The following is a 17,832-nucleotide window of genomic DNA, read 5'->3' as shown; positions in this document are numbered from 1 at the left end:
CAAGCCACTCCCGCTATTCGCCCCTCCTGCCCTGGCGGATGGCTTCGCCGGATCGCCGGACCGCCCGGCTGGAGCACCAGCCGGGCGGTAGGTTCCTTTCGCGCCGGGGCGTTAGAGCGCCGAGTCCCCCCGCTCCCCCGTCCGGACCCGCAGGGCTTCCTCCACGTTCACCACCCAGACCTTGCCGTCGCCGGCCTGGCCCGTGTTGGCCGTGGAAACCAGGACATCCACAATGTCGTTGACCCAGTCATTGGCCACCAGGATCTCCACCCGGACCTTGGGCAGCAGATCCACGGTGTATTCGGCGCCGCGGTAGACCTCGGTGTGGCCGCGCTGGCGGCCGTACCCGTTGGCGGAGCTTACCGTCAGGCCCTGGACCCCGTAGCTCTCCAGGCTTCCCCGGACGGCGTCAAGCTTTTCCGGCCGGACAATAGCGGTTACGAGTTTCATGAGTTGACCGTCTCCTTGGTTGTGGTGGCACGTGCCGTGTCCTGGAAGGGGCTGAAGGAGCCGCCGGTGCCGAGTCCGCCGAATTCGTAGGCGGTTTCGGCATGTTCGCTCAGGTCCACGCCGTTGATTTCGTCCTCCTCCGAGATCCGGAAGCCCATGGTCTTGTGGATCGCCAGCCCGATAATCAGCGTCAGGACGCCGGAGAAGACAATGGCCACTGCCGCGGCTGCTGCCTGGGCGCCGAGCTGGCCCAAACCTCCGCCGTAGAACAGGCCCCCGCCCGCGCCGTCGACCGGCAGGGCAATGAAGCCCAGGGCCAGGGTGCCCGCAAGGCCGGCGACGAGGTGCACGCCGACGACGTCGAGTGAGTCGTCATAGCCGAACCGGTATTTGAGTCCGACGGCGAGGGCGGACAGGGCACCGGAGACCAGGCCGAGCCCCACCGCGGCGAGCGGGCTGACGTTGGCGCAGGCCGGGGTGATGGCCACGAGTCCTGCCACGACGCCGGAGGCGGCTCCGAGCGACGTCGCGCGGCCGTCGCGCAGCCGTTCGGTCAGCAGCCAGCCGAGCATCGCTGCGGCCGGAGCGGCGAGGGTGTTGATCCAGATCAATCCCGCTTCCTCGGCAGTGCCCGCGGCGCCGCCGTTGAAGCCGAACCACCCGAACCAGAGCAGCGTGGCACCGAGCATCACGAACGGGATGTTGTGCGGACGCTGGTTGGGGTCCTTCCCGAAGCCCTTCCGCTTGCCGAGGATCAGGGCCAGGACCAGTCCGGCCACGCCTGCATTGATATGGACCACGGTGCCGCCGGCGAAGTCGATGGCTTCACCGACCACCGAACCCACGGCCCCTTCGGCACCGAGGAGTCCGCCGCCCCAGACCATGAACGCCAGCGGGCAGTAGACCAGGGTCACCCAGACCGGTACGAACACCGCCCAGGCGCCGAACTTGGTCCGGTCGGCCACCGCGCCGCTGATCAGGGCAACGGTGATAATGGCGAACGTGGCCCCGTAGCCGGCGGTGATGAGGTCCTCGGAGCCGAGGATGTCTTTCAGCCCGAAGGAGGTGAAGGGGCTGCCGAACAGTCCGGCGATACCGTCCCCGCCGGTCATGGAGAAGCCCCAGAGGATCCAGACCACGCCGATGAGCCCGATCGAGACGAAGCTCATCATCATCATGTTCAACGCGGCCTTGGCGCGGGTCATGCCGCCGTAGAAAAATGCCACACCCGGCGTCATAAGCAGCACAAGCGCCGCCGAAACCATTACCCAGACGTGACCTGCTGACAGATCCATCTTCACGTCCCTTCACATATGGCGGGCATCTCCCGCACAACGAACTCTGCCGGGGCCAGATTTCCGTCCGGACCCGGAGGTGTTGCCGGGAGGTTACAAACCGGGCGCTGAGGTAAAAGGATCGTGACAACGACATTTCGGAAACGTTTCCGGACACGCAAAAGCCCCGCCTCCCTTGCGGGAAACGGGGCTTTGGGTTCGGGAGGCCGCCTAGCTCAGCAGTGCGTCCACGAAGCTCTCCGCTTCGAACGGTGCCAGGTCGTCGGCACCTTCACCCAGTCCCACGAGCTTCACGGGCACGCCCAGGGTCCGCTGGATGGCGACGACGATGCCGCCCTTGGCGGTGCCGTCCAGCTTGGTCAGGACGATGCCGGAGATGTTGACGACCTCGGCGAAAACCTTCGCCTGGGTCAGTCCGTTCTGGCCGGTGGTGGCATCCAGGACCAGCAGGACCTCGTCCACGGCGGCCTGCTTTTCGATGACGCGCTTGACCTTGCCGAGCTCGTCCATCAGGCCGACCTTGTTCTGCAGCCGTCCGGCGGTGTCAATCAGGACCACGTCGACTTCGCCCTCGATGCCGGCCTTGACCGCTTCGAACGCCACGGAGGCGGGGTCAGCGCCGTCGATCTCGGACCGCACGGTGGGCACGCCTACGCGCTGTCCCCAGGTGGCCAGCTGTTCGGCGGCGGCGGCACGGAAGGTGTCGGCAGCGCCCAGCAGCACGTCCTTGTCTTCGGCGACGAGTACGCGGGCCAGCTTGCCCACGGTGGTGGTCTTGCCGACGCCGTTGACGCCCACGACCATGACGACGGCGGGGGTCTCGGCGTGGCGGGTCACTGCCAGGGAACGGTCCATGGACGGATCCACCAGCTTGATCAGTTCCTCGCGCAGCATCGCATGGACTTCCTGCGGATCCTGGCTGCCGGAGACCTTGACCCGCTGACGCAGCGCGTCCACGAGTTCCATGGTGGGTTCGGTGCCCAGATCGGCAAGGAGGAGGGTTTCCTCGATCTCGTCCCAGACGTCTTCGTCGATCGTGTCCCGGGACAGCAGTGCCAGCAGCGCCTTGCCCAGCGCGTTGTTGGATTTCGCCAGCCGTGCCCGCAGCCGGGCCAGGCGGCCCTGCACCGGTTCGGGCGTTTCGATGGTCGGCGCCTGCGGGGCAGGGGCTTCCTCCAGGTCGCGCAGGTCATCCGGGACGACGACGTCGGTCTCGCCCGGCGGTGCCTCCAGGGTGTCGGTGCCGCCGCCGGTTCCCGTGACCGGATCGTTGGCGTCCCGGCGGGTGGGGTACATGCTCTTGGGTGTACGCCGGGTCCGTACCAGCAGTGTCGCGGAGAAGCCGACAACGGCGATCGCAACAAGGACATAGATCACTATCGAAAGGGTCTCATTCACGCTCCCAAGCTTCTCACATGCTGCTCATCCCCTCCCCTGGGATCTGAGAGAATCGCCTTATCATGGTGCGCTCTTCCAGAATCCGAATCCCGCAGGAAATCCAGGTCCTCATCGCGGCCGCCTTCGTCATCGCCCTTGGCTTTGGCCTGGTGGCGCCGGTGTTGCCGCAGTTCGCGCAGAGTTTCGACGTCGGCGTGACCGCTTCCGCCGTCATTGTCAGCGCGTTCGCGTTCACCCGGCTGGTGTTTGCCCCGGCCGGCGGCATGCTGCTGGAAAAGCTCGGCGAGCGCCCGGTCTACATTGCCGGCCTGCTGATCGTGGCCCTGTCCACCGCCGCATGCGCCTTTGCCCAGAGCTACTGGCAGCTCCTGGTCTTCCGCGGCCTGGGCGGCATTGGTTCGACCATGTTCACGATCTCGGCCATGGCGCTCATCATCCGGCTTGCACCTCCGGAGATCCGCGGCAGGGTTTCCAGCGCCTATGCCTCCTCGTTCCTGCTGGGCAATATCGGCGGACCGCTGCTCGGCGGCCTGCTGGCCGGATTCGGACTGCGCGTTCCGTTCCTTGTCTATGCCGCCGCGCTGGTGCTGGCCGCCGGTGTCGTCTTCCTCCGGCTGAAGGACTCCCGGCCGGTCGCCGGGCCCGACGACACCAAGCCCGCCGCACTGCCCGTACTGACCGTCGCGGAGGCGCTGCGGGATCCGACGTACCGTGCGGCGCTGGTTTCCTCCTTCGCCAACGGCTGGTCCTCGTTCGGTGTGCGGAATGCCCTGGTTCCGCTGTTCGCTGCCGCGGCGCTGTCCGCAGGACCGGAGGTGGCGGGCATTTCCCTGACCGCCTTCGCAGTGGGTACCGCCGTCGTCCTGACGTTCTCCGGCCGGCTGGCCGACAGCTGGGGCCGCAAGCCCCTGGCCCTTATTGGACTGGCCGTCAACGCCGCAGCCACCGCGTTGATGGGCTTCAGCTCCAGCGTGCCGGAGTTCCTGATCATCTCCGTCATCGCCGGCATGGGCACCGGCCTGCTCAATCCCGCACAGCAGGCCGCCGTGGGCGACATCATCGGCAACGGGCGCAGCGGCGGAAAGGTCCTGGCCACCTTCCAGATGGCCAGCGACACCGGTGCCATTGCCGGTCCCATCCTCGCCGGCATGCTCGCCGACTCGCTGGGCTACTCCTGGGCGTTCGGCGTTACCGGCGCCATTGCCGCCATGGGCTTCATCGCCTGGCTGACGGCGCGGGAGACCCTGCCTGCCCGGAAAGCGGCCCCGGCCCCCACTACCATCGAGGAATGAAGCCTTTCCTGCTCCTGGCCACCCGCGCCGAAGATGACGCCGCCGACGAGGAGTACGCCTCTTTCCTGCGCTTCGGCGGGCTCGACGAGGGGCAGCTGCACCGGGTCCGTCTCGAAGCCGGCCCGCTGCCGCCGGTGGACCTGGATTCCTACAGCGGCGTGATTGTGGGCGGCGGCCCGTTCAACTCGAGCGATCCCGAGGAGTCCAAGTCCCCGGTCCAGCTGCGGGTGGAGTCGGAGATGGCCGAACTGCTGGACGACGTCGTGGCCCGCGACTTTCCGTTCTTCGGCGCCTGCTACGGAGTGGGCACGCTGGGCCGGCACCAGGGCGCAACCGTGGACCGCCGGTACGGCGAGCCGGTGGGCCCGGTCGAGGTACGGCTGACGCCCGAAGGCCGACGCGACCCGCTGCTGGAAGGCGTACCGGATACCTTCGCCGCGTACGTGGGGCATAAGGAGGCCGTCGCCGAGCTGCCGGCCCATGCGGTGAACCTTGCCGGTTCGGCGACCTGCCCGGTGCAGATGTTCCGGGTGAAGTCCAACCTGTACGCCACGCAGTTCCATCCGGAGCTGGACGTGGCCGGGCTGCTGACGCGGATCTCCGTGTACCGGCATGCCGGCTACTTTGAGCCGGATGAGGCGGAGACGGTGATGGACGCCGTCCGCGGATCGGCCGTGCACGTGCCGCCGCGGGTGCTGCGCAACTTCGTGAGCCGTTACGCGTCCTAGCTCCGGACGGCTCCGGGCTCCGTCCCGCGCTCGATCCGCTGGCTGATGACGGTGGAAACCCCGTCGCCGCGCATGGTCACGCCGTAGAGCGCGTCCGCCACTTCCATGGTGCGCTTCTGGTGGGTGATGACGATCAGCTGGCTGGACTCCCGCAGTTCCTCGAAGATGGTGAGCAGCCGGCCGAGGTTCGTGTCATCCAGCGCGGCCTCCACCTCGTCCATCACGTAGAACGGCGAGGGCCGGGCCTTGAAGATGGCCACCAGCAGCGCCACGGCCGTCAGTGAGCGTTCCCCGCCGGAGAGCAGGGAAAGCCGCTTGATCTTCTTGCCGGCCGGCCGGGCATGGACCTCGATTCCGGTGGTCAGCATGTTGTCCGGATCGGTCAGCACCAGCCGTCCCTCCCCGCCCGGGAACAGCGTGCCGAAGACATGCTTGAACTGCTCGGCAGTGTCCCGGTACGCGGCGGTGAAGACCTCTTCCACGCGGCGGTCGACGTCGGCAATGATGTCCAGCAGGTCCTTCCGGGTGGCTTTGAGGTCTTCCAGCTGCGTGGACAGGAACTGGTGGCGTTCCTCCAGGGCGGCAAATTCCTCCAGCGCCAGGGGATTGACCTTTCCGAGCGCCGCTAGGTCCCGTTCGGCGCGCTTCAGCCGCTTCTCCTGCTCCGCCCGGACATACGGGATGCCGTCCAGGAGCGGATTGCCGTCCTCGTCCACGGGCGTGCGCAGTGCCGCCCACTTGTCGCCGCTGACCGGCTCGGCGGGCACCGGAACCGGCTGGTCCGGCCCGAAGTTCGCCACCAGATGCTCGGCGGTCATGCCCAGCTCCTCGAGGGCGCGGGCTTCGAGGGTCTCGATGCGCAGCCGCTGCTGTGCACGGACCAGCTCGTCGCGGTGGACGGAGTCCGTGAGCCGTGCCAGTTCCGCAGCGGCGTCGTTGTTGGCGCTGCGGACGGAGGACAGTTCGGTTTCCTGTGCGGTCCGGGCTTCCTCCGCACGGCTGCGTTCCTCGGCTGCCAGTGCCAGGGAAACCTGCAGGTGTGCCAGCACGGCTTCTGCCGCCGCGCCCACGGCAACCGCGCGGGCATGCTGTCCGGCGCGGCGTCTGGCCCGTTCCGCCGCGGCAGCCCGGGCCCGGCGTTCGGCCAGGGCAGCGCGTTCCAGTGACTCCGCGCGGCCGGCTACGGCCTTGAGCTGTTCTTCGGCCGAGCGCAGGCCCAGCCGGGCATCCATTTCCGCCTGCCGTGCGGAGGCCGCGGCGAGCGCCAATGCATCCCGCCGGTCCGCGGACGGTTCCTCGTCGGGCAGGTGTTCCTCGCCGGCTGCGGCGAGGCGCTCGGACACGGCCGCCAGTTTCGCTTCTTCCGCCACCACGTTGGCTTCTGCCGCCGCCACCAGGGACGAGAGCCGCTCAGCCTCCCCCGAGGCGGCGCGCAGGGCGGAACCCAGAGTGCCGAGCCGTTCAGCTACCGCAGCCAGCCGAGCATCGGACTCGTGCAGGGCCGCGAGTGCCGTGTCCGCCCGCAGCCGGCACGCCTCGACCCGCGCGGCCGCTGCGCCGATGCCGGCACCGGCTTCCTCCGCCCGGGCGCGTGCCGCTGCCAGGCGGGCATCCGTTTCCTCCACCGCGGCGGAGATTTCCAGCAGCCCCGGGGCCGAGGCGGACCCGCCCCGGGCGCTGAAGGCGCTCAGCACATCCCCGTCGGGCGTCACCGCGACGGCACCGGGCGAGGCGGCCACCAGGCTCACGGCCGAGGCCAGGTCGGGGACTGCCACGGCGTTGCCCAGCAGTGCGTTCAGGGCTTCCTGCACCTTGGCATCGGCGCTCAGCAGGGACAGCACGGGCACCGCGCCGGCCGGAAGGTCCGCGGGCAGCTCAGCGGCCCGGGTCGGTGCCCCGCCCAGCAGCAGTTCCACCTGCCCCTCCCCCGTGTCCTTCAGGTGCTGCAGGGCCCGGGCTGCGGCGTCGAGGTCCGCGGCGGCCAGGGCGTCCGCTGCGGATCCCAATGCTGCCGCCACTGTCCGTTCACAGCCCGGCTTGACGCTGACCAATTCCGCCAGCGGTTCCAGCACGCCGTCCACCCCGGCCCCGCGCAGGGAGGCGCTGCCGTCGCGCCGGTCCAGGCCGACGGCGAGGGCCTCACGACGGGCGGCGAGGTTCTCGGTTTCGCGGACTGCTTCCCGCTCGGCCTGCTGCAGCTGCCGGAGTTCCTGCTCGGCCGCTTCGAGGGCTGCCTGCGCTTCTTCATACTCGGCGTCCAGGTCCGCTTCGCCTGCCTCGGCTCCGGCAGCGGACCCTTCCAGCTGCTCGAACTCTTCGCGGGCGCGGGTACGGCGTTCCTCGGCAGCGGTGATCGAGGCCCGCAGCCGGCCCGCTTCGGACTGCGCCGAGGCCACCCTCGAACGGGCGGCTTCCACCGAGCCGGTCAGCCGGGCCAGGCCCTCGCGCCGGTCCGCCGCGGCCCGGAGCAGCCCGGCATACCGCTTTTCCTCCGCAGCCGCTTCCTCTTCGGCCGCCTCGCGGATCTCCACGGCGTCCTCCAGCCGTGCCCGCCGGTCCTCGATTTCGGTGTCCAGGGCCGCGGCTTCAGCGCGGACCCGGTCCGCAGAGGCCTGCAGCTGTTCCGGGTCCCGGCCGCTGCCGGCCGCCGGTTCCGCTGCCCCCAGCAGCCGGGCACGCTCGGCCGCGAGCGCGGCAAGGGAACGGAACCGTTCCTGCAGGGAGGACAGTTCGTACCAGGTGTCCCGTGCGGCGTTGAGCTTCGGTGCGGCCTGCGCAGCCAGCGCCTCGAGTTCGGCCTGCCGCTTCCGGCCCTCTTCCACCGCAGCCTCCACTACCGTGCGGCGTGCCTTCAGGGCCGATTCATCCGCGGCGTCCTTCTCGTAGGCAGCCTTCAGGGTGGCCAGGTCATCGGCCAGCAGCCGTGAACGGGCGTCCCGGACATCCTGCTGCACCGTCTTGGCCCGGCGGGCGACGGCGGCCTGCTTGCCCAGCGGTCCGAGCTGGCGCCGCAGTTCGGCAGTGAGGTCGGTGACGCGGGCGAGGTTCGCGGCCATGGCGTCCAGCTTGCGCAGGGTTTTTTCCTTGCGCCGCCGGTGCTTGAGGATGCCGGCGGCTTCCTCGATAAAGCCCCGGCGTTCCTCCGCTGAAGCGTGCAGCACCTTGTCCAGCTGCCCCTGCCCGACTATGACATGCATCTCACGGCCCAGGCCGGAGTCCGAGAGCAGTTCCTGGATGTCGAGCAGGCGGCAGGGGCTGCCGTTGATGGCGTACTCGGATCCGCCGGTGCGGAAGAGCGTGCGCGAAATGGTGACTTCGGAGTATTCGATCGGCAGGGCGCCGTCGGCGTTGTCGATGGTCAGCGATACCTGGGCTCTGCCCAGCGGTGCACGGCCGGAAGCGCCGGACGTACCCGCGAAGATCACGTCTTCCATCTTTCCGCCGCGCAGGGTTTTGGCGCCCTGTTCGCCCATCACCCATGCCAGGGCATCCACCACATTGGACTTCCCGGACCCATTGGGGCCAACCACCGCCGTCACACCGGGTTCGAACTCAAAGGTGGTGGCCGATGCAAAGGACTTGAATCCTCGCATGGTCAGGGTCTTCAGATGCACGGGGGTTAATCTCTCCTGCCGGGGTTGATTCCTTAAATCTACGCGGTTAGCGTCAAAATTCCGCTCTACTCGGAGAGCGTAATCCGGCTTTTGCCTGCGGAATCGCGGGGCCGGTCAGTAGGCTTCTAGAAGAGTCATATGATTTTAGGGCGTGGATGCAGGCTTCACGGCGGCCGCCAGCGCGATAGGTTCAGCAGCAGACAAGGCAGGCATTTTGACCGGGAACTTCAACTTCCAGCACTCCAACTCCGCCATCCTCAGCGTGAACAGCGTTGAAGCTCCGGTGGTCATGAGTTCCAGTGAATTCGACGAGCGCCTCGAGCCGTCGCTCAAGCGGCTGCGGCTCTCCAAGCGCCTGCTCGAGCGGGTGGCAGGCGTGAGTGAACGCCGCTGGTGGGCCCCCGGCACCGCGTTCGACGACGGCGCCACCGAAGCCGGTGCCAAGGCCCTGGCCGAAGCCGGCGTCGAAGCATCCGAAATCGGACTGCTCATCAACACCTCGGTGACGCGCCGGAACCTTGAGCCTTCCGTAGCCGTGAAGATCCACAACGGCCTGGGCCTGCCCTCCTCCGCCATGAACTTCGACCTGGCCAACGCCTGCCTGGGCTTCGTCAACGGCATCACCCTGGCGTCCAACATGATCGACTCAGGGCAGATCAACTATGCCCTGATCGTGGCCGGCGAAGATTCCCAGGGCGTGCAGGAAGCCACTTTCGAGCGCCTGAACGCCCCCGATTCGACCCGCGACGACTACCTGCGGGAATTCGCCACCCTCACCCTCGGCTCCGGTGCGGCTGCCGCCGTCATCGGCCGCGCGGACCGCCACCCAGGCTCGCACCGCATCCTCGGCGGCGTTTCGCGTGCCGGCACCCAGCACCACGAGCTGTGCGTGGGCGGCATCGACGGCATGTACACCGATACCAAGGGCCTGCTGGACGGCGGCCTGGAACTCGTGGTGGATGCGTGGCACGAAGCCCACGGCAACGGCTGGGACTGGTCCGGCATGGACCGCTACGTGACCCACCAGGTGTCCAACTCCTACACCAACGCCATCATCAAGGCCGTGGACCTGGACCGGAAAAAAGTGCCGATCACGTTCCCGAACTGGGGCAATGTCGGTCCGGCGTCGCTGCCGATGACCCTGGCCCAGGAATCCCGTTCCCTGAACCCCGGCGACCGCGTGCTGTGCATGGGCGTGGGCTCCGGACTGAACACGACCATGATGGAGATTGCGTGGTAGAGGAGCTTTGGCCCGGCGTTTCCGCCGCCTGGTCCACGTTTGTCCACGTTCCCTCCACCGCCGCCGTCGACGTCGCCGGCTCAGTGCGCAAGTGGCACATCCTCGACAACGGCCCTGACCTGGCCGCCGCCGGGGTTGAACCGGCCGGAACCCTGCTCTGCGTACACGGCAACCCCACCTGGTCCTATCTCTGGCGCACCCTGCTGGCTGCCGGCGCTTCCGCCGACAAGCCGTGGCGCGTAGTGGCCGTTGACCAGCTGGATATGGGCTTCTCCGAGCGCACCGGCGCCTTCCGGCGGCTGGAGGACCGGATCACCGACCTCGGCAACCTCACGGACACGCTGGGGATCACGGGTCCCGTGGTCACTGTCGGCCATGACTGGGGCGGCGTGATTTCCCTGGGCTGGGCGCTGCGGCACCGCCGCCAGCTGGCCGGCGTCGTCCTGACCAACACCGCTGTGCATCCGGCCGGCTACTCGCTGCCGCCGGCCCTGAAGCTGGCCCTGCATCCGGCCGTCCACCCCTGGGGCACGCGCAGCACCGATGCCTTTATCCGGGTCACGCATTCCCTCGCGCAGCCAGCACTCCCGGCTCCCGTGCGGGATGCCTTCGCACTGCCGTACCGCGGTGCGGCCCGCCGGCAGGGCGTCGCGAACTTCGTTGCCGACATTCCCGCCGTCGATTCCCACCCGAGCTGGCGCGCGCTGAACACCGTAGCCGAGGGCATCCGCCGGCTCAACGTTCCCTCGCTGGTTCTCTGGGGTCCTCGGGATCCGGTCTTTTCCGACCGCTACCTGCGCGACCTGCTGGAGCGGCTGCCGGAATCCTCCGTGCACCGGTTCGAGGGTGCGGGGCACCTGCTTCCCGAAGACGTCGACATCGCCTCCCCCGTCTTCGCCTGGCTGCGGACCGCCGTCGAAGAGCCTGCGGATTCCGCCCTCCGGCGCACTGAGCCGTTCCGCCCCATGCTTGCCGAGTTGGATGAGCGGGCGCGCGATACGAGCCCCGCCGTCGTCGACATGGCACCGCTGGGCGGAGGCGAAGGCACGGCCCCGCGCACCTTGTCCTGGGCGGGCCTTGCGGAACGCGTGAATGCCCTCGCTGCGGGACTTGCCGCGGCCGGCGTACGTCCCGGAACCCGGGTGAACCTGCTGGTTCCGCCCGGCATTGAACTGACCTCGCTGATTTACGCGTGCCTGCGCCTGAACGCCGTCATCGTGGTGGCCGACGCCGGCCTCGGCACCAAGGGACTCGGCCGCGCCATCAAGGGCGCCGGTCCGGCGTTCCTGATCGGCATCGACCGGGCGCTGATCGGTGCCCGGGCGCTGGGCTGGCCGGGAACCCGGATCAGCGTGTCCGAGCTGTCTCCGGCCCGCAAACGGCTGCTGGGTGTGCGGCATTCCGTCGAGGGTCTCATTGCCGACGGTTCCGGCTCCGAAGCGCCGTGGTATCCCGCAGACCCCGACGCCGACGCCGCCGTCCTGTTCACCTCCGGCTCGACGGGCCCTGCCAAGGGCGTGGTGTACACGCACCGGCAGCTGGCCGCGATGCGCGACGCCATCAAGGACACCTATAACCTCCGTGCCGGGACCTCGCTGGTGGCCGGCTTCGCGCCGTTCGCCCTGCTGGGGCCGGCGCTGGGGGCAACGTCAGTGACTCCGGACATGGACGTCACCTCCCCGCGCACCCTGACCGCGGCAGCCCTGGCTGATGCCGCCGTCGCCGTGGATGCCACCACCATCTTTGCTTCCCCTGCGGCGCTGACCAACGTGCTGGCCACGTCCGGCCAACTGGACGCTGCACAACGGGCCGCACTGGCACAGGTGGAACTGCTGCTTTCCGCCGGCGCCCCGATAGCCGAGCCGCTTCTGGCCCAGGTGCAGGATCTGGTGCCGAAGGCGTCCCTGCACACCCCGTACGGCATGACCGAAGCGCTGCCGGTCACCGACATCAGCCTCGAGGGCATCCGTGCCGCGGGTGCCGGCAACGGCGTCTGCGTGGGCACCCCGGTGTCCCGGGCCGACGTGGCCATCGCCGAAGTCTTGCCGGACGGCTCGGTCGGCAACAAACCGCTGACCGTCGCGAACCGCACCGGTGAAATCCTGGTCAGCGCCCCGCACGTCAAGGACCGCTACGACCGGCTCTGGATCACGGAACGCCACAGTTCCTCCATTGACGGCTGGCACCGCACCGGCGACGTCGGCCACTTCGACGACGAGGGCCGGCTGTGGGTCGAGGGCCGCCTGGGGCACATCCTCACCACTGCGGACGGTGTCCGGACTCCGGTGGCAGCCGAGCAGGCGGCCGAGACGGTCGACGGCGTAGGCAGGGTGGCGCTGGTCGGCGTCGGACCCGCGGGTGCCCAGGTGCCCGTGGCCGTGCTCGAAACGGAACCGCCCGCCCGCCGGGCCGGAACCGCGACTCCGGCGCTGACCGCAGCTGTGCGGTCCCGCGTGGCCGAGCTGGTGGGGCTCGATCTGGCGGCGGTACTGGTGCTGCCGCAGATGCCCACCGATATCCGGCACAATTCCAAGATCGACCGCACCGCGTTGGCGGACTGGGCCTCCCGGCTGCTCGCCGGCGGTCCGGTGCCGAGCCTGGGCAAGGGACGGCGATGAGCTCCGCCGTCCTGCCTCCCCGGAATGTCCTCGTCACCGGTGCCAGCGGCCTGCTGGGCGGCGCCGTGGCGGACCTGCTGGAAGCCAAGGGCCACAAGGTCCGCACGTTCCAGCGCCGGCCGGGAGTCCCGGGCCGGGACTCCGTGGCCGGGTCCGTTGCGGATCCCGCTGCTGCTGCCCGCGCCGTGGACGGGATGGACGCAGTAATCCATCTCGCCGCGAAGGTTTCCTTTACCGGCGAGTGGCATGAGTTCGAGGAAACCAACATCGTTGGTACGCAGGTCCTGCTGCAGGCTGCGCAGGCGGCCGGGGTCCGCGACGTCGTCTTCGTGTCCTCTCCGTCCGTGGCGCACTTCGGCGAACCGATTGCCGGTGCCGGTGCGGGTACTGCAGATCCGTCCCGTGCCCGCGGCTTCTACGCCGCGTCCAAGGCCCAGGCCGAGCTCATTGCGCTGGCGCAGAACTCCTCCGATTTCCGGGTCACTGCCATCCGCCCGCATATCGTCTGGGGGCCCGGCGATACGCAGCTGGTGGAACGCGTGATCGACCGTGCCCGGTCCGGCCGGCTGCCGCTGCTGGATGCCGGTGCTGCGCTGATCGACACCACGTATATCGACAACGCGGCGGCAGCCATTGTCCGCGGGCTCGAGCGGATGGATGCCGCGGCCGGCCGTGCCCTCGTGGTGACTAACGGACAGCCGAGGCCGGTAGGGGAACTGATTGCCGGGATCTGTGCCGCCGCTGGAGTGGCTGCACCGGGCTGGAGCGTTCCCGGCAAGGTTGCCCGCGGCGCCGGAAGCCTGATCGAGAAGGCATGGCTGGTGGCCGGCCGGCGGGGTCTGGTCCATGACGAGCCGCCCATGACCCGCTTCCTTGCCGAGCAGCTCTCGACGTCGCACTGGTTTGACCAGCGCGAAACCCGCGAAGTGCTGGACTGGACGCCCGAAGTTTCGATTGAAGACGGCATGATCCGGCTTGCCCGGCACTACTCCTAGGATGATCCCGTGAAAAGCCTGCAGACGATCGAGTCCTGGCCCGTCGACCACGCCGCTGCCGCCGTCGTAGGCGTTGACGGCGAGGTGCTGGGAACCGCCGGCGACCAGGACCTCCGTTTTCGGCTGGCGTCAGTCACCAAGCTGCTGAGCGCATACGCCGTTCTGGTGTCCCTCGATGAGGGAGCCTTGGAACTCGATCAGCCTGCGGGCCCCGAGGGATCCACCGTCCGGCATCTGCTGGCCCATTCCGGCGGCTACGACTTCGGCGAGCGCACCGTCCGCTACACCCCCGGTACCCGGCGCCTGTATTCCAACGCGGGTTTTGAGGTACTCGGAGAGACACTGGAGCAGGCTACGGGCATGGCCTTCGGGGAATACCTGCGGGAAGGCGTGCTGGTTCCGCTGGGCATGTCTTCCACAACACTGGAGGGCTCCCCCGCTGCCGGTGCCGTCTCCACGGCTGCGGACCTCAGCAGGTTTGCTGCCGAGCTGCAGGCTCCCACGCTCACGGATCCGGGCCGGTTGACGGAAGCCACGCAGGTGGTCTTTCCCGGCCTGGCGGGAGTGCTTCCCGGTTTCGGCCGGCAGAACGAGAACGACTGGGGTCTCGGTTTCGAGATCCGTGCCCAGAAGTCTCCGCACTGGACCGGTGCCAACAGCTCGCCGGCCGCTTTCGGGCACTTCGGCCAGTCGGGCACTTTCCTCTGGGTGGATCCTGCGGCTCGTGCTGCTGCTGTCTGCCTTACCGACCGCGATTTCGGTCCTTGGGCTGCCGAGGTGTGGCCTCCCTTTACCGACGGGGTCCTTGCGGAGCTGGCGGACCGGTAGCGTTCTGCCTGCTACGCGGCCCAAACCAGGTCCACGATGCAGGCTTCCAGGAAACCCTTCGGGGGCGGCTTGCCTCCCGTCCGATCGCCAGCGCTGTCCTCGGCCCTGCTTCCGGGGAGCGGAGGCGCCGTGGACCGGTAGGTGTGCCCTGTTGGGGTGGTGGTCTCGACGGTTTGCGGTGTAGTTGATCCCGGCGGCGGATCGAGCGTTTGCGCCTTCCAATCGGGTGCTTCCTTAGCCTGGTTGCATGCCTCGCAGAGTCCCTGACCGTTCGCAGTGCTGGTCTCCCCGCCGTCACGGTGCGGGCGAATATGGTCGAGATGCCGAATCGGTGCCCCGCACCACGGCATTCGGCAGGTCTGGTCGCGTGCCGCGATAAACCGTCCCAGCGAAGCCGGGAACAAGCGCGCCCGGGAATCCATAGCGACTAATTGACCGGCAATCGGTTCGGTGTAGAGCCGGCGGATCCAGCGTTCTTCCTGCTTGTCCTGCTTCGTTGTCCGGCCTGCAGCCCGTTGCCCGTCATGTTCGGAGTCCTGCCCGGGTTCTTGCCCCGGACGCCTTCCCCGGACCAGGTCCCTTGCCCATTGCGCCGGCACCGGGCCGTACCCGGGGACCAGAGCAGGCTCTGAGTCTCCGCCGAACAGTGTCCGGTCCGACATCACCAGCTGAACTTCCACCTTCAGCTGCCCTGTCTCCGCCTGGCCGGTCACGCGTTCCACGAGAGTGTCCGCCATGATCTGGCCCCGCCCCCGGGTATCTCCGGTTGCCCGCAGCCGGTCTGCTTCACGGGACAGTGCGGCAAAGACTCCCACTCCCTGGGCGACGGGCAGTAGTCCGGTTAGGAAAGTCATGGTGTCCGGTGCCGGCCGGCAGGAAACAAAGCGTTCGGATTCGGCTTTGGCTGCGCGCTTGACCCCTGTCTGCGGGTCGAACCGGTAAGCGGCACCTCTGGTACGGGAAATGATCTGCCGGTCCCCCAGGGTTTCCAGCACGTCCGGATCTCCGGCCAGTTCTTCATCCACCCGCCGCCGGTCCTCCAGACTTAGGCAAGCTGTCTCGCGGACCAGCAGCGTTGCCCGCCATTCACTGATTTTCCCGCGGGTCAGCGCGTCCAGCGTGCACGGCATCTCTTTTGTCAGCACCTTGGCAAACCCCAGCAGCCGTCCCCCGCGGCTCGGTGACTCCCTGCGGGCCAAGGCAATCTGGGACGCGACTCCGCGGCCGAGGTCCGCGCGCGGCACTCCGGCCTCGGCCTGCTTCCTGCGCTGCGAGGCATCGAATTCTACAGCCGCCCGGGCCTGTGCCGCCGAGGCTGCGGCTTTCAGTTCCTCGAGCGCCCGGATCCGGTCAATGAGCTCGCCGTCATCCGGCGCCCCGCTGGACAGGCCCTCAGCTTGGTCTCCCAGTACCTCGGCCCACGCGTTCACCAACGCGGTACCGGCGGTCGATCCGCCGGTCCGCGGGTGGTTTGCAGGGTGAGAATATTCGAACATGTGTTCGAGTCTATCGGGGTCTGGAGCTCTGATCTAGGCGCAAAATACCCGTTCAACCACCTGTTTTTTCAGTTGTCTTTTATAGCCTTCCAAGCGACGCTCTTGCGTCCGAAACCGGCCTTACCCAGCCAGAAAAGAAACCACGACGACGCCGAGCAGCAGGGCAGCGTTCCCCGCCAGCGCGAGGTTTCCGGGCTCCTTCTTCGGCTTCTTCTTCCCGGCCTTCGCCTTCCCTCCGGGCTTCCCGGCCTTCGCCTTCCGGTCTGGGCTTCCGGGGTCGGGGCTGCCGGGGTCGGAATTCCCGGTGTCGGATGCGGCCGCCCTTTCCCGCACAGGAAAGAACGGTAGCCGTGACCGCTCCACCGATGCGGCTTGTGCCGCCGCGGTCTGCGGCAGCCGGGATTGATCCGACGCCTCCGCAGGGATGTCTGGGTTCGGAACCAGCTCCGATCCGGCCGGCTCCGGTCCCGTCGTAGCCTCGGATACCTTCTCCCGTAACAAACCCTCAGACTCAACCCGGCCCGGCAGCTCCGGCCAGCGAAGAACAGCACCGGCAACAGCTGCAGCGAGCGCAACCACGGCCACCACCCAAAGGACCACCGACCCGGAAGCCCACGGGGACATCAGACGTAAAAGGCCGGCGATAAATGCCGCTTCCATCAAACCGGCCAGCAAAGACCTCCTGCCGGGACCGGACGGCTGTCCCGCCCGCTTCCAGACGGGAACCGCCACGGACAGGCAGAGCGCCACCAGCCAGACGGCGAGGATCCAGGACAACAGGGTGAATGTCATCAGAGACCTTCCTTCAGCAAAGCCAAGGCAGCTTCTTCCTGCCCGGCAGCCACGTTGGAGAGGATCAGCACCGCCGTGCCCGCCTCGCGGTCCATCGCCGCCATGGCCGAGAAGCCTCCGGTCATGCCGTTGTGCCAGGTCGCAGCCCGCCCACTCGAGGGAGAGGCTTGGGTGAACCATGCCAGGCCCACCTGCTCTCCGTCCTCACCGGTATCCCACTGCGGTTCCAGGGCACGGGAACCCGGAGCAGTGTCCGCCAGCAGTGCCTGGAGGTAGAGCGACATATCCGCTGCGGTAGACCGGATCCCACCCATCGGCGCCCCGCCGTTGCCGGTCCAGGCACCCTCTGGCAGTCCGCTTGCATTCCGGCCGGTCGGAGCATCGGGACGTAGGTTGTCGGCCGTCATTGGCACGTACGTGTCCTTCATTCCCAGTGGCTCGAAAATCCGCTGCTCCAGCAGGTCGGTGTATTCCATCCCGGCTGCCCTGGCGAGCAGCTGCCCGAGGAAGGCATACCCGAGGTTGGAGTAGGCCACCGTTCCCCTTCCACCCACCGACGCAGACTGTGCCTGCTCCAGCACCTCGGCAGGCGAGGCGGTGTAGGGGTCGCGGTGGAGGACGGTGCCGGCAAGCAGGGAGACCAGCGCTCCCGGATCGGTGGCAAGCCGGGGAAGCCCCGAACGGTGGCTGGCCAGCTCCACCAGGGTGACGGTGCCGATTTCGGCTTCCGGATCCCGCAGCTCCGGACCCAGGATCTCGGCAACGGTGGTCTCCAACGTCACCTCGCCGCGCTCGACGGCGTCCGCGAGCAGCGCTGCAGTGAATGTCTTGGACACCGAACCGATTTCGAACTCGGTCCGCTCGTCGGCACCGGATCCGGCAAACCGGACATCGCCGTTTTCGAGGTAGGCCACACTGACCGCATCGGCAGGTTTCTGCAGCAGGGGCCGGACAGCATCGGCGAGGGCTGCATCCCCGGATACCTGCGTCGACAGGCGCGGCGTCCACGGGGCAGCAAGGAGCCCGGCGGCCAGTACCGCTGCAGCAGCCAGGACGGCCACGGCCATGCGTCTGTGTTTGGACATG

At 68.3% G+C, this 17,832-nt stretch carries 13 protein-coding genes; 6 read left to right on the top strand and 7 right to left on the bottom strand.

The annotated features are described in order from the left end of the window. Window positions 1–111: 111 nt before the first annotated feature. From NNX35_RS06895 to ftsY, 3 genes are all read right to left on the bottom strand, one after another. The gene (locus tag NNX35_RS06895) at window positions 112–450 is read right to left on the bottom strand and encodes a P-II family nitrogen regulator (RefSeq protein WP_227923647.1); all 339 of its coding nucleotides are present in this window, start codon (window positions 448–450) and stop codon (window positions 112–114) included. Beyond that, the gene (locus tag NNX35_RS06890; protein ID WP_255867350.1) at window positions 447–1,745 is read right to left on the bottom strand and encodes an ammonium transporter; all 1,299 of its coding nucleotides are present in this window, start codon (window positions 1,743–1,745) and stop codon (window positions 447–449) included. Before NNX35_RS06890 ends, NNX35_RS06895 begins: the two co-directional genes overlap by 4 nt. A gap of 210 nt (window positions 1,746–1,955) precedes the next feature. Beyond that, window positions 1,956–3,143: a signal recognition particle-docking protein FtsY gene (gene ftsY / locus NNX35_RS06885; protein ID WP_255766538.1), complete on the bottom strand. Its 1,188-nt coding sequence runs from the start codon at window positions 3,141–3,143 to the stop codon at window positions 1,956–1,958. A 65-nt stretch (window positions 3,144–3,208) separates the two neighbouring features. Here ftsY and NNX35_RS06880 point away from each other — a divergent pair, with 65 nt between their 5' ends. Together NNX35_RS06880 and NNX35_RS06875 are read left to right on the top strand one after the other, a co-directional pair. Next, a complete protein-coding gene (locus NNX35_RS06880) occupies window positions 3,209–4,435 on the top strand; it encodes an MFS transporter (protein ID WP_255766539.1) in 1,227 nt (408 codons plus the stop codon). Further along, on the top strand, window positions 4,432–5,163 hold the full coding sequence (locus NNX35_RS06875; RefSeq protein ID WP_255766540.1) for a glutamine amidotransferase: 732 nt from the start codon (window positions 4,432–4,434) through the stop codon (window positions 5,161–5,163). The genes NNX35_RS06880 and NNX35_RS06875 overlap by 4 nt, the downstream gene beginning before the upstream one ends. On the opposite strand, the gene smc is transcribed toward NNX35_RS06875, so the two are convergent. Beyond that, a complete protein-coding gene (smc, locus tag NNX35_RS06870; RefSeq protein WP_255867349.1) occupies window positions 5,160–8,777 on the bottom strand; it encodes a chromosome segregation protein SMC in 3,618 nt (1,205 codons plus the stop codon). The two genes, NNX35_RS06875 and smc, sit on opposite strands and share 4 nt — an antisense overlap. A 214-nt stretch (window positions 8,778–8,991) precedes the next feature. Here smc and NNX35_RS06865 point away from each other — a divergent pair, with 214 nt between their 5' ends. From NNX35_RS06865 to NNX35_RS06850, 4 genes are read left to right on the top strand one after another with little or no spacing between them, the layout of a single operon-like run. After that, on the top strand, window positions 8,992–10,017 hold the full coding sequence (locus tag NNX35_RS06865) for a 3-oxoacyl-ACP synthase III (RefSeq protein WP_255766543.1): 1,026 nt from the start codon (window positions 8,992–8,994) through the stop codon (window positions 10,015–10,017). Beyond that, window positions 10,011–12,635 carry an alpha/beta fold hydrolase gene (locus NNX35_RS06860; RefSeq protein WP_255867348.1) on the top strand — a complete coding sequence of 875 codons (2,625 nt, stop codon included), beginning with the start codon at window positions 10,011–10,013 and terminating at the stop codon, window positions 12,633–12,635. The genes NNX35_RS06865 and NNX35_RS06860 overlap by 7 nt, the downstream gene beginning before the upstream one ends. Further along, window positions 12,632–13,630, top strand: coding sequence for an NAD(P)-dependent oxidoreductase (locus tag NNX35_RS06855; protein WP_255862850.1), 999 nt, complete (start codon window positions 12,632–12,634; stop codon window positions 13,628–13,630). Before NNX35_RS06860 ends, NNX35_RS06855 begins: the two co-directional genes overlap by 4 nt. A gap of 9 nt (window positions 13,631–13,639) precedes the next feature. After that, a complete protein-coding gene (locus NNX35_RS06850; RefSeq protein WP_255862849.1) occupies window positions 13,640–14,458 on the top strand; it encodes a serine hydrolase in 819 nt (272 codons plus the stop codon). Between the two features lie 11 nt (window positions 14,459–14,469). Here the strand turns inward: NNX35_RS06850 and NNX35_RS06845 are convergent, their stop codons facing one another. The 3 genes from NNX35_RS06845 to NNX35_RS06835 form a co-directional block, all read right to left on the bottom strand. Beyond that, complete coding sequence (locus NNX35_RS06845; protein ID WP_255867347.1) at window positions 14,470–15,954, bottom strand: HNH endonuclease signature motif containing protein; 1,485 nt, start codon at window positions 15,952–15,954, stop codon at window positions 14,470–14,472. 120 nt (window positions 15,955–16,074) lie between these two features. After that, window positions 16,075–16,629, bottom strand: a complete 555-nt coding sequence (locus tag NNX35_RS06840) for a hypothetical protein (protein ID WP_255867346.1) — start codon at window positions 16,627–16,629, stop codon at window positions 16,075–16,077. Window positions 16,630–16,745: 116 nt separating this feature from the next. Then, a complete protein-coding gene (locus tag NNX35_RS06835) occupies window positions 16,746–17,831 on the bottom strand; it encodes a serine hydrolase (protein WP_255867345.1) in 1,086 nt (361 codons plus the stop codon). Window position 17,832: the final 1 nt, after the last annotated feature.

It is taken from the genome of Arthrobacter sp. zg-Y844, assembly GCF_024385465.1.
In the GTDB taxonomy this organism is placed as follows: Bacteria; Actinomycetota; Actinomycetes; order Actinomycetales; family Micrococcaceae; genus Arthrobacter_B.
Note: the sequence above shows the minus strand (reverse complement) of the source record. Positions and strands in the feature narration are given on the sequence as shown.

Bases quoted from the DNA above. Each gene is read 5' to 3' on its own strand.
- NNX35_RS06875 (WP_255766540.1), top strand. From the start codon at position 4,432: ATGAAGCCTTTCCTGCTCCTGGCCACCCGCGCCGAAGATGACGCCGCC.
- NNX35_RS06890 (WP_255867350.1), bottom strand. From the start codon at position 1,745: ATGGATCTGTCAGCAGGTCACGTCTGGGTAATGGTTTCGGCGGCGCTT.
- NNX35_RS06895 (WP_227923647.1), bottom strand. From the start codon at position 450: ATGAAACTCGTAACCGCTATTGTCCGGCCGGAAAAGCTTGACGCCGTC.
- NNX35_RS06845 (WP_255867347.1), bottom strand. From the start codon at position 15,954: ATGTTCGAATATTCTCACCCTGCAAACCACCCGCGGACCGGCGGATCG.
- NNX35_RS06855 (WP_255862850.1), top strand. From the start codon at position 12,632: ATGAGCTCCGCCGTCCTGCCTCCCCGGAATGTCCTCGTCACCGGTGCC.
- NNX35_RS06835 (WP_255867345.1), bottom strand. From the start codon at position 17,831: ATGTCCAAACACAGACGCATGGCCGTGGCCGTCCTGGCTGCTGCAGCG.